The organism is Burkholderia sp. L-4 (genome assembly GCF_056856535.1).
On record NZ_JBXEOX010000001.1, the window covers coordinates 1,614,439 to 1,628,330 of the forward strand.

The window sequence follows — 13,892 nt, forward strand, 5'->3', positions numbered from 1 at the left end:
GCATAATAGCGGTTTACCTCTTTTTCTCGACCGGCAAACGATCGATCTGCCCGCGGCACGGCAGCGCATCGGTTTGCCCATTTATCTTTGGGCGGTTCCATCATGTCCGGCAATACTCTCGGCACGCTTTTCACTGTCACGACCTTCGGCGAATCGCACGGTCCCGCGATCGGCTGCGTGATCGACGGCTGCCCGCCGGGAATGGGGCTGACCGAAGCCGACATCCAGCTCGAGCTCGACCGCCGCAAGCCCGGCACGTCGCGGCACGTGACGCAACGGCAGGAGGCCGACGAGGTCGAGATCCTGTCGGGCGTGTTCGAAGGCGTGACGACCGGCACGCCGATCGCGCTGCTGATCCGCAACACCGACCAGCGCAGCAAGGACTACGGCAACATCGTCGAGACGTTCCGTCCCGGCCATGCCGATTACACGTACTGGCAGAAGTACGGCATCCGCGACTACCGCGGCGGCGGCCGCTCGTCCGCGCGCCTGACCGCGCCGCTCGTCGGCGCGGGTGCCGTGGCGAAGAAGTGGCTGCGCGAGCGCTTCGGCGTCGAAGTGCGCGGCTACATGAGCAGCCTCGGCGAGATCGACGTGCCGTTCGTCGACTGGTCGCACGTGCGCGAGAATCCGTTTTTCTCGCCGAATGCGGCGGTCGTGCCGGAGCTCGAGGCGTACATGGATGCGCTGCGCAAGGAGGGCGATTCGATCGGTGCGCGCATCGACGTCGTCGCGTCGGGCGTGCCGGTCGGCTGGGGCGAGCCCGTGTTCGACCGTCTCGATGCCGACATCGCGAAGGCGATGATGAGCATCAACGCGGTGAAGGGCGTCGAGATCGGGGCGGGCTTCGACAGCGTCGCGCAGCGCGGCTCCGCGCACGGCGACGAGCTGACGCCGGGCGGTTTCGTCGGCAACCATGCGGGCGGCGTGCTCGGCGGGATTTCGACAGGGCAGGACATCACCGTGTCGATCGCGATCAAGCCGACGTCGAGCATCCGCACGCCGCGCCGTTCGATCACGAAGGCAGGCGACGAGGCGACGGTGGAAACGTTCGGCCGTCACGATCCGTGCGTCGGCATTCGTGCGACGCCGATCGCCGAGTCGATGCTCGCACTGGTGCTGATCGATCACGCGCTGCGCCATCGCGCACAATGCGGCGACGTCGAGACGTCGACGCCGAAGATCGCCGGTAGCGCGACCTGACACAAGCGGGCGGGGCGGCGCGCCTCGCGAACGCGCAGGGAAGGCAAAACGGGGCGCTGCTTCAGGCAGCGCCCCGTTTCGTTCGTGGCGACCGACAAAAACGCGCCGCTCGCGGCGGCGCGTCGTGGCGGATTACATGTTCGGGTAATTCGGCCCGCCGCCGCCCTCGGGCGTGACCCACACGATGTTCTGCGTCGGGTCCTTGATGTCGCAGGTCTTGCAGTGCACGCAGTTCTGCGCGTTGATCACCAGCCGGTCGCTGCCGTCGTCGTTCTTCACGAACTCGTACACCGCCGCCGGGCAGAAACGCCCCTCCGGTCCCGCGTACGTGCGCAGGTTCACGTTCACCGGCACGCTCGCATCCTTCAGCGTCAGGTGCGCCGGCTGGTTCTCCTCGTGGTTCGTGTTCGAGATGAACACCGACGACAGCCGGTCGAACGTCAGCTTGCCGTCCGGCTTCGGGTATTCGATCGGCTCGCACTGCGACGCCGGCTTCAGCATCTCGTGATCCGCATGCTTGTGGTGCAGCGTCCACGGCACGTTGCCGCCCATCACCTTCTGCTCGAGCCCGACCATCAGCGTGCCCAGGTACAGGCCCTTGGCCATCCACTGCTTGAAGTTGCGCGCGCGGTACAGCTCCGTGTACAGCCACGACTGCTTGAACGCGTCCGGGTACGCGTTCAACTCGTCCGACTGGCGGCCGGCCTGCACCGCGTCGAACGCCGCGTCCGCCGCCAGCATGCCGGTCTTGATCGCCGCGTGGCTGCCCTTGATCCGCGATGCGTTCAGGAAGCCCGCGTCGTCGCCGATCAGCGCGCCGCCCGGGAACACCGTCTTCGGCAGCGACAGCAGGCCGCCGGCCGTGATCGCGCGCGCGCCGTACGACACGCGCTTGCCGCCTTCGAGGAACGCGCGGATCGACGGATGCGTCTTGTAGCGCTGGAATTCCTCGAACGGCGACAGGTACGGGTTCGTGTAGCCCAGGCCCACCACGAAGCCGACCACGACCTGGTTGTTGTCCATGTGATACAGGAACGAGCCGCCGTAGGTGTCGGACTTCAGCGGCCAGCCGGCCGTGTGGATCACGAGGCCCGGCTTGTGCTTGGCCGGATCGATTTCCCACAGTTCCTTGATGCCGATCCCGTACGCCTGCGGATCCGCGTTCGCGTCGAGCTTGTACTTCGCGATCAGTTGCCGCCCCAGATGGCCGCGGCAGCCTTCGGCGAACAGCGTGTACTTCGCGTGCAGCTCCATGCCGAGCTGGAAGTTCTCGGTCGGCTCGCCGTCCTTGCCCACGCCCATGTTGCCGGTGGCGACGCCCTTCACGGAACCGTCGTCGTTGTACAGGATCTCGGCGGCCGGGAAGCCGGGGAAGATCTCGACGCCCAGCGCTTCGGCCTGCTGGCCCAGCCAGCGCGTGACGTTGCCCAGCGAAATCACGTAGTTGCCGTGGTTCTTGAAGTTGTCGGGCAGCGCCCAGTTGGGCGTGGTGACCGCGCTGCTCTCCGACAGGAACAGGAAGCGGTCTTCCGTCACCTCGACGTCGAGCGGCGCGCCGCGTTCCTTCCAGTCGGGGAACAGTTCGGTGATCGCGCGCGGGTCCATCACCGCGCCCGACAGGATGTGCGCGCCGATCTCGGAACCCTTCTCGAGCACGCACACGCCGATCTCGGTGCCTTTCTCGGCGGCCAGCTGCTTGAGCCGGATCGCCGCCGACAGCCCGGCGGGGCCGCCGCCGACGATCACGACGTCGTATTCCATCGATTCGCGCGGGCCGTATTGCTCGATGAGGCTTGCGGGGGTCATTGGCGTTCCTCTAACCGTTAGAATGCTTTTATTCGGGAGCGTATTGTCTGCGAAACGAAACGCTTGCCGCAACAACATGCGGCTAGATTAGCACGATCGTTCTATTTTTTGTGCTAGGGTAATGCCGTTCGGGCTGTGCCGCCCGGGCTGGCGAAACGACATCGAAAGGGGATGTGCAAATGGGTCGATCGATCAATCTGGAAGGCAAGGTTGCGCTGGTCACGGGCGCGTCGAGCGGCCTCGGGCAGCGCTTTGCACAGGTGCTGTCGCAGGCTGGCGCGAAGGTCGTGCTCGCGAGCCGCCGGGTCGAGCGCCTGAAGGAGCTGCGCGCGGAGATCGAGGCGGCGGGTGGCGCCGCGCACGTCGTGTCGCTTGACGTGACCGACGTCCAGAGCATCAAGGCCGCGATCGCGCATGCGGAGACGGAGGCCGGCACGATCGACATCCTCGTGAACAATTCGGGTGTCTCGACGATGCAGAAGCTCGTCGACGTCACGCCGGCCGATTTCGAGTTCGTGTTCGATACCAACACGCGCGGCGCATTTTTCGTCGCGCAGGAAGTCGCGAAGCGGATGATCATGCGCGCCAACGGCAGCGGCAACGGCAAGCCGCCGTGCCGGATCATCAACATTGCATCGGTGGCCGGGCTGCGCGTGTTCCCGCAGATCGGGCTCTACGCGATGAGCAAGGCCGCGGTCGTGCAGATGACGCGCGCGATGGCGCTCGAGTGGGGGCGCCACGGGATCAACGTCAACGCGATCTGTCCGGGCTATATCGATACCGAAATCAATCATTACCTGTGGGAAACCGAGCAGGGCCAGAAGCTGCAGTCGATGCTGCCGCGCCGGCGCGTCGGCAAGCCTCAGGATCTCGACGGGCTGTTGTTGCTGCTCGCGGCCGACGAGTCGCAGTTCATCAACGGCTCGATTATCTCCGCCGACGATGGCTTCGGCCTCGCCTGAGCGGATGACACCCGGCAACGAAGAAGACTGCAATGAGCGCAACAAGCGATTACTCCCCCGTATTTGAGATGTCGATGCCGATCCGCTGGGGCGACATGGACGCGTTCGGCCATGTGAACAACACGGTCTATTTCCGCTACATGGAGCAGGCGCGGATCTCGTGGTTCGAGGAACTCGGCATTGCCGGCGGCAACGGCGAAGGGCAGGGGCCCGTCATCGTCACGGCGTCGATGGAATTCCTCAAGCAGCTGCACTATCCGGGTGACGTGATCGCGAGGATGTCGGCCGCGAAACCCGGCCGGAGCAGCTTCGACACCGGCTTCGAGCTCACGCGCGCGGACGATCCGCAGCACGTCTATGCACGCGGCAAGGCGCGCTGCGTGTGGGTCGACTATGCGCTCGGCAAGTCGGTGGAACTGCCGCCACTGCTGCGCGACACGATCGAGCGCGCACTCGCGACGAAAATCGACTGAGAGGCGAGTCCGGCGCCGCGCGCCGGCGAGCCGCCATGCCCGTCGTTACCCGAATCGGCCGCTCTGCGCGGCCGATCGTCATTCGGGCGCCGCCACGCGACAAGCGTTCACTGCCCGAGCAGGCGCTGCACCAGCTCCGGCGTGTTGTTCGTGCCGTATTTGCGCATCAGCCGTGCGCGGTAGATGTCGACCGTGCGCGAACTGATGTCGAGCACGCGCCCGATCTGCTTGCTGGTCTTGCCGGTCGCGAGCTGCGCGGCGATCTCGCGCTCGCGCGGGGTCAGCTCGACGGCGACGCGGCGCGTCGCGCTCAGATCCTCGAAGGTCCAGACGCCGGCCGCGAGCGGCGCGGTGCGGTCGAGCGCGCGGCCCGTCACGTGGCACCAGAACAGCTCGCCGTCCGCGCGCTTCATGATTCTGTCATCCGAGTAGATGCCGTTCGCGGCCATCACGCGCGCGATTCGCTCGCCGATGCGCTGGAATTCGTCCGTCGACGGATAGAGCACCTCGTACGATTTTCCGATGAGATCGGCCCGCGCGCAGCGGAAGATCGACGCAAGCGCATCGTTGCAATCCTCGATCACGCGGTCGCGCGACAGCACGAGGCCGAGCGGCGCGAGGTGGAAGGCAGTCTGGTAATCGAGAGCGGGCATGGCGCAGGCAAGCGGAGGCAAACGCTTATGTATTTTTGCGTATTGTGCCGCATCCGCGCCGCATCGTACCCTTTCAGGCATCTCGCGGCGGCTTGCCGCGACATAAAAACAGCGCGCTTCGACGCAGGCAGGGCCGCGCATGCATAGAATGATGCGGCGGGCTTGCGGCCCAGGTGGGCGCGTGAACCGGTTTTGCTGGTTTCCATAGAGGAAGGGACAACTGATGAACAAAGTCTATCCAAGCGCGGCTGCCGCGCTGGAAGGGATCGTCCGCGACGGACAGACCTTCGCGGTGGGCGGCTTCGGCCTGTGCGGGATTCCGGAGGCGCTGATCGCGGCGTTGCGCGATTCGGCGGTCAAGGGCATCACCTGCATCAGCAACAACGCGGGCGTCGACGGTTTCGGCCTCGGCCTGCTGCTGGAAACGCGCCAGATCAAGAAGATGATCTCGTCGTACGTCGGCGAGAACAAGGAGTTCGAGCGTCAGTACCTGGCCGGCGAACTTGAACTCGAATTCACGCCGCAAGGCACGCTCGCCGAGAAGCTGCGCGCGGGCGGCGCGGGCATTCCCGCCTTCTTCACGAATACCGGCTACGGCACCGTGATCGCGGAAGGCAAGGAAACGCGCCAGTTCGGCGATCGCCACTACGTGCTCGAGCCGTCGCTGACGGCCGACGTCGCGCTCGTGAAGGCGTGGAAGGCCGACAAGTCCGGCAATCTGATCTACCGCCGCACGGCGCGCAACTTCAATCCGATGTGCGCGATGGCCGGCAAGATCACCGTGGCGGAGGTCGAAGAGATCGTCGAAAACGGCGAACTCGATCCGGACCATATCCACACGCCCGGGATTTTCGTGCAGCGCATCGTGCTGAACGCGACGCCGGAAAAACGCATCGAACAACGCGTCGTACGCGCGAAAGGAGACTGACATGGCCTGGAATCGTGACCAGATGGCCGCGCGCGCGGCGAAGGAACTGCAGGACGGCTTCTACGTGAACCTCGGCATCGGCCTGCCGACGCTCGTCGCGAACCACGTGCCGGAAGGCGTCGAGGTGTGGCTGCAGTCGGAAAACGGCCTGCTCGGCATCGGCCCGTCGCCGACCGAGGACGAAGTCGACGCCGATCTCATCAACGCCGGCAAGCAGACCGTCACGACGCTGCCGGGCTCGTCGATCTTCTCGTCGGCCGACTCGTTCGCGATGATTCGCGGCGGCCACATCAATCTCGCGATCCTCGGCGCGATGCAGGTCAGCAAGCAGGGCGACCTCGCGAACTGGATGATCCCCGGCAAGATGATCAAGGGGATGGGCGGCGCGATGGACCTCGTCGCGGGGGTGGGGCGTGTCGTCGTGCTGATGGAGCATGTCGCGAAGGGCGACCAGCACAAGATTCTCGAAGAATGCAACCTGCCGCTGACGGGTGTCGGCGTGGTCGACCTGATCATCACCGATCTGGGCGTGATCGAGGTGACGCCGTCCGGCCTGAAGGTTCTCGAACTCGCCGACGGCGTGAGCGCGGACGAGATCCAGGCGAAGACGGGCGCACCGCTCGACGTCAGCGCGGTGGCCTGAGCGTCGCCTCGTTGCGTCGTCCCCGACGCCCCGCGTTCCCAACGGAACGCGGGGCGTTTTGTCGTGCGCGCTTGCGTCACGCGATGGTGCCGCCGCCGTCGATCAGCACCGTCGAGCCGGTCGCATAAGGCGTCGTCGCCAGATACAGGATGGCATTCGCGACATCCTCCGGCTGGCCGACCCGGCGGGCCGGAAGGCGCTGCGCGGCGCCGGCGTACAGGGCGTCGCGCGCATCGGATGCGAGCTTGTCCCACAGCGGCGTCGCGATCAGGCCGGGCGACACGGTATTCACGCGGACCGGCGCCAGCTCGAGGGCCAGGCCGCGCGCCAGCGCCTCCAGCGCCGCATTGATCGCCCCTTGCAGCACCGACGACGCGCTCGGCCGCGCACTGAGGAAACCCGACACGAACGTCAGCGAACCGCCGGGCGCGATATCGATCGCCCGCGCGACGCGATATGCACCCCAGAACTTGCTGTCCATCGCAGCCTGCGCGTCGGCCAGCGGCAGTCCGCGGACCGGGCCCGTGGCCGTCCTTGCCGCTGAAATCACGACGTGGTCGAACTGGCCGGCGCGCGCGCAGAAGGCCTCCACGTCGGCCGTATCGGTGATGTCGAGCGTTTCGTATCGCACGTGTGCGCCGGCCCCGGCATCGATCGCGATCCTGCCCGGGTTGCGCGAGGCGATCGTCAGGATCGCGCCGTGTCGCGCGAATGCCGTCGCGGCAGCGGCGCCGATGCCGGAGCTTCCTCCGACGACGAGTACTTTCTTTCCGTGAAGCAGGTCAGTCATGACGATTTTTCCTGGTTGAAAGGGGGAGGGGCGTCCGCTCAGATCGTTTCGGTTTCGCGCAGCGTCGACGGGCCGTGCAGCGCGAAGCGCGCAATGTCGTCCTTGCGCATGAATGCGACACCGGGGTGAGATCGAGCGTAGTGCAGGAAGGCGTCCCATGCGCGGACCATTTGCGGCGTGCCGCTGATCCGGTCATGCGCGCTGATCGACATCAGTCTGCGCCGCTGTCCGGCCTCCGCGTACAACTGGTCGAAATCGAGCTTGATCTGCTCGAGGAACATCGTCGGCGAGTAGTTGCGGCCTTCGATCAGCAGGATGTCGTTGTTGCGCAGCGTGTACGGGACCACCACGAAATCGCGACCGTCGACGCTTTCGATGAAAGGCTCGTCCCGGCTGACGTCGTCGATGTGATACGTGTAGCCGAGTTCCTGCAGCAACGACAGCGTATGGGGGCCGCGCCGCAGCCAGTTGCAGTTGTAGCCGATCGGGCGCTGACCGGTCACCGCTTCGACCATGTCGCGGGCTTCGGTCAGGAAGCGGCGCTCGTCGTCGCGGCTCATCGCGAATTGCGCACGCCAGGTCGGCCCGTGGGCGGCGGCTTCGTGGCCGCGCGCCACGATTTCGCGCGCCAGCTCGGGGTGCCGACGCGCGGCTTCCCCGATCATGTGCGACGTGACTTTCACGCCATGCCGGTCCCACAGGTCGAGCAGGCGAGGAATGCCTTCCCGGTAGCCATAGGCGAACCAGGTGGCCGACGCGAGATCGACCGGCACGGACGGCGGAAACGCGACGGCGGGAAAGGGGCTGTCCGCCCCGCTGGGCGGCTGGCCGCCCGCCTCGAACTGCATCGAGATCGAGATGACCAGGCGCGCGCCGTCCGGCCAGAACGGCGCGGCGTCCGGCGTGGGGCGCGCCGGAATCGGGGCGGCCGTTGCCGGCCGGGACGCGCCGGCCATCACCGCGGCGCCGGCCGCGAGCCCGGCGCCGGTCTGGGCCAGAAATCTGCGGCGCGGCAGGTGCGTCGCACGAGGGTCGTGATCGTGAGTCATTGCGTTCCTCCGTCAGGCGACCAGTCCGAGCTGACGCATCAACGTCAGGTTGTCCTCGATGTGCCAGTTTTCCGCGATCCGGCCGTGGTCGATCCGGTAGATATCGGTCGCGATGAAGTCGATTGCCTGTCCGCGCCCGGCCGTTCCGTTGAACGTGCCGGTGAAATGCCCGCGAAAGTGCAGGTGGACGACGACGCGGTCGCCCGCGACGATCATCTGTTCGATGTCGCAATGCAGATCCGGAATCGCGCCGCGCATCGTGCGCGAGGCCGCGAGCGGTCCCGGAATGCCCTGTTCCCGGCCGGGCGGCAGCGTCCGGTCGGTGAAGTCGGCGGCGAGCGCGGTGCGGGCGAGATCGGCGTCGCCGGTATCCCAGAAGGTGCCGTAGCGGCGCGCGGCCAGTATCTGCGCCCGGGCCTGCGCAGCCGGCACGCCCTCGGCCACGGTCAGGCTGCGCGGCGCGACGAGGTCTGCCGCACGGGACGCGGCGGGCAACAGTGCCACGACGCAAGCGGCCGCGGCGAGTACCGGCGCGACGGGGCGGGTGATCGAACGAAGGCGGATCGACATGGTTTCGGAGGTCCTGTGAATGGCGTCGTGCGACGACGCGGAACAGGTATGGTAGGTTTCCGTTTTGGATGCAAATACGGGCGAACGGCGAATGGATTATTCGAAAAAAGGAAAGGCTGGGATGCGGCGGGCGACCGGATGCTGATCGACGATCTTCCTGCGCTCGACACTTTCGCGAGGATCGTGTCGGCCGGCAGCCTGTCGGCGGCCGCGCGCGAACTCGATTTGTCGTTGTCCGTCGTCAGCAAGCGGCTTGCGCAGCTCGAGTCGCAGCTTGGCGTGCGCTTGCTGCACCGGACGACCCGGCAGCAAACGCTGACCGACGAAGGCGCGCAGTTTCACGCCCAGGTCCTGCGCATCCTGGCCGAAGTCGATCGCGCCGAAACGCTGATGCGCGATCGTCGCGGCACGGTCAGCGGCGTGCTGCGCGTGACGGCGCCCGGCGAGCTCGGCCGTCTGCGGATCGCGCCCGTCGTGGCGGCGTTTCAGCAGCGGCATCCGCAACTGACCGTGCAGTTGCTGCTGACCGACACGGTCGTCGACCTGCTCGCCCATGACATCGACGTCGCCGTGCGGATCGGCAATCTCGCCGATTCGACGATGATCGCGCGCGAGCTGGCGCCGAATCATCGCGTGCTGTGCGCGTCGCCGGGCTATCTCGCGGCGCACGGGGCGCCGGCCCATCCGGCCGAACTGCGCGAACATCGATGCATCGTGATGGGCGACCAGGCGCGTGCCGAATGGCGCTTCGACGGCGCCCAGGGCAGGGTGGCCGTCGAGGTGGCGGCCGCGCTGCTGACGAACGACGGCGGTGCGGCGCGTACGCTGGCGCTGGAAGGCGCGGGTATTGCGCTGAAGTCGATCTGGGACGTCGGCGCCGATCTCGATGCCGGCCGGCTCGTGCGCGTGCTGCCGGCTTTCGCGGCGTCCGCGGCGCCGCTGCATGCGGTCTATCCCGGCGGCCGCCACGTGCCGCTGCGCGTGCGCACCTTCGTCGAGTTCCTGCGCGAGCAGTTGCGCGCGGCGTGGCGCCGAGCCGATTGAGCCTCCGTCCCGTGCGGTGCGCCGCGGGCGCGGCGCCCGTTGTTCGGAAGCGGTTTACAATCGTTCGCATCGGGCGTCGCAAGCGTTGCCCCGCGCGTCGCCCCCGTTCGACAGGATGCCAACGATGCCAACGACCCCAGCGAATCCTCCGGTTCCCCGCCAGCGGCGCGTGCAGTGTGCGAGTGCCGCCGGCCTTCACCACGTCGCCTATACCGAGTGGGGCGATCCCGCCAATCCGCGCGTGCTCGTCTGCGTGCACGGCCTGACGCGTTCCGGGCGCGATTTCGACCGGCTCGCCGCCGCGCTGTCCGATACGTATCGCGTCGTCTGCCCCGACATCGTCGGGCGCGGCCGGTCGGACCGTCTGGCCGACCCGCGGCTCTATGCGATTCCGCAGTACGTGGCCGACATGGTGACGCTGATCGCGCGGCTCGACGTCGAATCGGTCGACTGGTTCGGCACGTCGATGGGCGGCCTGATCGGCATGGCGCTTGCGGGGCTGCCCGGTTCGCCGCTGCGCCGGATGATCGTCAACGACGTCGGGCCGCGCATCGAGCCCGATTCGCTGACACGCATCGGCGAATACCTCGGCGTGCAGCCGCGCTTCGACACCGAGCAGGAGGGGATCGACTACCTGACGTCGCTGTCGCTGCCGTTCGGCGCGCTGAGTGCCGACGAGTGGCGCGAGATCAACGGGCCGCTGCTGCGCGAGCTGCCCGAAGGCGGCTGGACGATGCGCTACGATCCGCGCATCGCCGAGCCGTTCAAGGCGACGACGCCCGAACTGGCCGCGCTCGGCGAGGCCGCGCTGTGGCGTGCGATCGAGACGACGGACGCATCGCTGCTCGTCGTGCGCGGCGAGACCTCCGACCTGCTGTCGCGCGAGACGGTGGCCGACATGGTGCGTCGCGGCCGACATGTGACGCACGTCGAGATTCCGGGGGCGGGCCACGCGCCGGCGTTCGTCAGTGCCGACCAGATTGCACTTGCGCGGCGGTTTTTCGTCGAAGGCCGCGCATAAACGCGTCATAATATGCGGTTCGGCGGCACGTGGGCCGTGCCGCCGTCCGATTCTCCCTTCACTCACGACCGGAACATTCCATGGCAGTCATTCGTCACCACGTCGGGGCCCGTCTCTCCGAAACCGCGATCCACAACGGTACCGTGTATCTGGCCGGCCAGATCGCCGAAGACACCACGCAGGACATCAGGGGCCAGACGCGCGAAGTGCTCGGCCACATCGACCGTCTGCTCGCCGAAGCGAACAGCGACAAGGCGCATCTGCTGTCGGTGCAGATCTACATCTCGGATCTGGCGAACTTCGACGGCATGAATGCGGAGTGGGACGCGTGGGTCGCGCAGGGCAACACGCCGCCGCGCGCCACCGTCGAGGCGAAGCTCGCGGATCCCGCGCTGCTCGTCGAGATCGTGGTCGTTGCCGCGCAGCGGAGCTGAGCTGGGCCACACCCGACGATGACCGCATTCCGCCAGGCCGTGCAATGACCGAATCCGTTTCCGCTTCCCCTGTCGCGGCACCGTCGTTCGACGACGTGCTGGCGTTCGTGCGCGAGCGGGCCGGCGACGCGCGCCTGTCGTCGGGCGAACTGCTCGCCGATCACTCGGCCGGCACGGCGGCGATCATGCGCACGCTGAACGTCGATCCGTCCGCGATGCAGGCCGCCGCGCTGTTCGTACTGACGCCGCACTTGAGCGACCCCGAGCGCGAGCTCACCGAGCGTTTCGGCGAAGAGGTGGCGCGGCTCGTGTCCGACGTGCGCAAGCTGTTGCGGCTCGGCACCGTGAGCCTGCGCGCCGCGCAGAACGCGAAGCCCGACACGGGGCGCGACGCGGCGGAAGAGCGGCGCACGCAGATCGAGGCGCTGCGCAAGATGCTGCTCGCGTTCGCGCAGGACATCCGCGTCGTGCTGATCCGGCTCGCGTCGCGGTTGCAGTCGCTGCGCTATTACGCGGCCGCGAAGATCGAGCCGCCGCCCGACGTCGCGCGCGAGACGCTCGAGATCTATGCGCCGCTCGCGAACCGCCTCGGTATCTGGCAACTGAAGTGGGAGCTCGAGGATCTCGCGTTCCGCTTCGAGGATCCCGTCACCTACAAGCGGATCGCGAAGCTGCTCGACGAGAAGCGCATCGAACGCGAGGCATACGTCACGCAGGCGATCGGGCGGCTGCAGCATGAGCTCGCGGAAGCGAACATCCAGGCCGACGTGAGCGGCCGGCCGAAACATATCTACAGCATCTGGCGCAAAATGCGCGGCAAGGAACTCGATTTCTCCGAGCTGTACGACGTGCGCGCGTTTCGCGTGATCGTGCCGGACATCAAGGATTGCTACGCGGTGCTCGGCATCGTGCATCACCTGTGGCAGCCGGTGCCGAAGGAATTCGACGACTACATCTCGCGACCGAAGCCGAACGGCTACAAGTCGCTGCATACGGTCGTGATCGGCGACGACGGCCGCGCGTTCGAAGTGCAGATCCGCACGCAGGAGATGCACCGCTTCGCCGAGTACGGCGTGGCCGCGCACTGGCGCTACAAGGAGGCCGGCGCGCGCGGTTACGGCGGCCAGTTTTCGGCGAGCGACAAGTACGACGAGAAGATCGCATGGCTGCGCCAGTTGCTGGCGTGGAAGGACGACGTCGAGGACGGCGCCGAGGTGTCGGGCGACCAGGCGTGGGCGCAATTGCGCGAGACGTCGCTCGATGACGACCACATCTACGTGCTGACGCCGCAGGCGCGCGTGATCGCGTTGCCGCAGGGGGCGACGCCGGTCGATTTCGCGTACCACCTGCACAGCGAACTCGGCCATCGCTGCCGCGGCGCGCGCGTGGACGGCGTGATGGTCCCGCTGAACACGTCGCTCGCGAACGGCCAGACGGTCGAGATCGTCGCGGTGAAGGAGGGCGGGCCGTCGCGCGACTGGCTGAACGCGCAGCTCGGCTACCTGAAGAGCCCGCGTGCGCGGCAGAAGGTGCGTGCGTGGTTCAACTCGATCGAGCAGGAGGAAAACGTCGCGCATGGCCGGGCGCTCGTCGAAAAGACGCTGCAGCGCGAAGGCAAGACCTCGGTCAACCTGGACAACCTCGCGGCGAAGCTCGGCTTCAAGTCGCCCGAGGAGCTGTTCTCGGTCGTCGGCAAGGAAGAATTCAGCCTGCGCAATGTCGAGCACGCGCTGTCCGATGCGCCGCCGCCGGAGCCGGCGCCCGAGGCGCCCGCCGATTTCGAGAAGCGCAGCAGCGGCGCGAGCGTCGCGCACGGCGCGTCGACCGGCGTGCTGGTGGTGGGCGTCGATGCGCTGCTGACCCAGCTCGCGCGTTGCTGCCGTCCCGCGCCGCCCGATCCGATCAGCGGGTTCGTCACGCGCGGCAAGGGCATGTCGATCCATCGCACCGACTGCCCGACGTTCCGCCGGATGGTCGAGCGCGCGCCGGAGCGCGTGCTGCAGACGACCTGGTCGGCTGACGTGCTCGGCGGGCGCGGCGCGTCCGTCTATCCGGTCGACCTGATGATCGAGGCGAGCGACCGGCAAGGGTTGCTGCGCGACATCTCCGAAGTGTTCGCGCGCGAGAAGATCAACGTGGTGGGCGTGAAGACGCAGAGTCGCCGCAATGCGGCATTCATGCAGTTCACGGTCGAGGTGTCGAACTCGGCGCAGGTGCAGCGCGCGTGCACGCTGCTCGGCGAGGTTCAGGGCGTCGTGCGGGCGGGTCGCAAGGCGTGATGTGGGGTTGAAACACGATTGTTTTGCTGCGACTGCA

The 13,892-nt window shown here is 67.2% G+C and carries 14 protein-coding genes; 9 read left to right on the forward strand and 5 right to left on the reverse strand.

The annotated features are described in order from the left end of the window. Positions 1–102: 102 nt before the first annotated feature. Positions 103–1,203, forward strand: a complete 1,101-nt coding sequence (aroC, locus tag AC1VVG_RS07535; protein ID WP_034191153.1) for a chorismate synthase — start codon at positions 103–105, stop codon at positions 1,201–1,203. 132 nt (positions 1,204–1,335) lie between these two features. Here the strand turns inward: aroC and AC1VVG_RS07540 are convergent, their stop codons facing one another. Further along, entirely contained in the window at positions 1,336–3,009 is a 1,674-nt protein-coding gene (locus tag AC1VVG_RS07540) for an electron transfer flavoprotein-ubiquinone oxidoreductase (RefSeq protein WP_069245623.1), read from the reverse strand. Positions 3,010–3,188: 179 nt separating this feature from the next. On the opposite strand from AC1VVG_RS07540, the gene AC1VVG_RS07545 reads away from it, so the two are divergent. Together AC1VVG_RS07545 and AC1VVG_RS07550 are read left to right on the forward strand one after the other, a co-directional pair. Next, positions 3,189–3,971: an SDR family oxidoreductase gene (locus AC1VVG_RS07545; RefSeq protein ID WP_034190169.1), complete on the forward strand. Its 783-nt coding sequence runs from the start codon at positions 3,189–3,191 to the stop codon at positions 3,969–3,971. Between the two features lie 32 nt (positions 3,972–4,003). After that, positions 4,004–4,444, forward strand: a complete 441-nt coding sequence (locus tag AC1VVG_RS07550; protein WP_034190168.1) for an acyl-CoA thioesterase — start codon at positions 4,004–4,006, stop codon at positions 4,442–4,444. Between the two features lie 107 nt (positions 4,445–4,551). Here AC1VVG_RS07550 and AC1VVG_RS07555 read toward each other — a convergent pair whose 3' ends face one another. Continuing rightward, a complete protein-coding gene (locus AC1VVG_RS07555) occupies positions 4,552–5,097 on the reverse strand; it encodes a LuxR C-terminal-related transcriptional regulator (protein WP_034190167.1) in 546 nt (181 codons plus the stop codon). Positions 5,098–5,320: 223 nt separating this feature from the next. Between AC1VVG_RS07555 and AC1VVG_RS07560 the strand changes: the two genes are divergently transcribed. After that, positions 5,321–6,025, forward strand: a complete 705-nt coding sequence (locus tag AC1VVG_RS07560) for a CoA transferase subunit A (RefSeq protein WP_021162428.1) — start codon at positions 5,321–5,323, stop codon at positions 6,023–6,025. 1 nt (position 6,026) lies between these two features. Continuing rightward, on the forward strand, positions 6,027–6,668 hold the full coding sequence (locus AC1VVG_RS07565; protein ID WP_034190166.1) for a CoA transferase subunit B: 642 nt from the start codon (positions 6,027–6,029) through the stop codon (positions 6,666–6,668). Between the two features lie 76 nt (positions 6,669–6,744). Here AC1VVG_RS07565 and AC1VVG_RS07570 read toward each other — a convergent pair whose 3' ends face one another. The 3 genes from AC1VVG_RS07570 to AC1VVG_RS07580 are packed head-to-tail and all read right to left on the reverse strand — an operon-like array spanning position 6,745 to position 9,077. After that, positions 6,745–7,458 carry an SDR family oxidoreductase gene (locus AC1VVG_RS07570; protein ID WP_059557846.1) on the reverse strand — a complete coding sequence of 238 codons (714 nt, stop codon included), beginning with the start codon at positions 7,456–7,458 and terminating at the stop codon, positions 6,745–6,747. A gap of 38 nt (positions 7,459–7,496) precedes the next feature. Beyond that, positions 7,497–8,507: a polysaccharide deacetylase family protein gene (locus AC1VVG_RS07575; protein ID WP_059557844.1), complete on the reverse strand. Its 1,011-nt coding sequence runs from the start codon at positions 8,505–8,507 to the stop codon at positions 7,497–7,499. A 12-nt stretch (positions 8,508–8,519) separates the two neighbouring features. Next, complete coding sequence (locus AC1VVG_RS07580) at positions 8,520–9,077, reverse strand: ester cyclase (protein WP_049029773.1); 558 nt, start codon at positions 9,075–9,077, stop codon at positions 8,520–8,522. Between the two features lie 138 nt (positions 9,078–9,215). Here AC1VVG_RS07580 and AC1VVG_RS07585 point away from each other — a divergent pair, with 138 nt between their 5' ends. From AC1VVG_RS07585 to AC1VVG_RS07600, 4 genes are all read left to right on the forward strand, one after another. Continuing rightward, positions 9,216–10,121: a LysR family transcriptional regulator gene (locus AC1VVG_RS07585; protein WP_059557875.1), complete on the forward strand. Its 906-nt coding sequence runs from the start codon at positions 9,216–9,218 to the stop codon at positions 10,119–10,121. A gap of 124 nt (positions 10,122–10,245) precedes the next feature. Beyond that, positions 10,246–11,142, forward strand: coding sequence for an alpha/beta fold hydrolase (locus tag AC1VVG_RS07590; protein ID WP_034190162.1), 897 nt, complete (start codon positions 10,246–10,248; stop codon positions 11,140–11,142). Positions 11,143–11,222: 80 nt separating this feature from the next. After that, positions 11,223–11,576: a RidA family protein gene (locus AC1VVG_RS07595; protein ID WP_034190161.1), complete on the forward strand. Its 354-nt coding sequence runs from the start codon at positions 11,223–11,225 to the stop codon at positions 11,574–11,576. 44 nt (positions 11,577–11,620) lie between these two features. Continuing rightward, a complete protein-coding gene (locus AC1VVG_RS07600) occupies positions 11,621–13,855 on the forward strand; it encodes a RelA/SpoT family protein (protein ID WP_034190160.1) in 2,235 nt (744 codons plus the stop codon). The last annotated feature ends 37 nt before the right edge of the window (positions 13,856–13,892 follow it).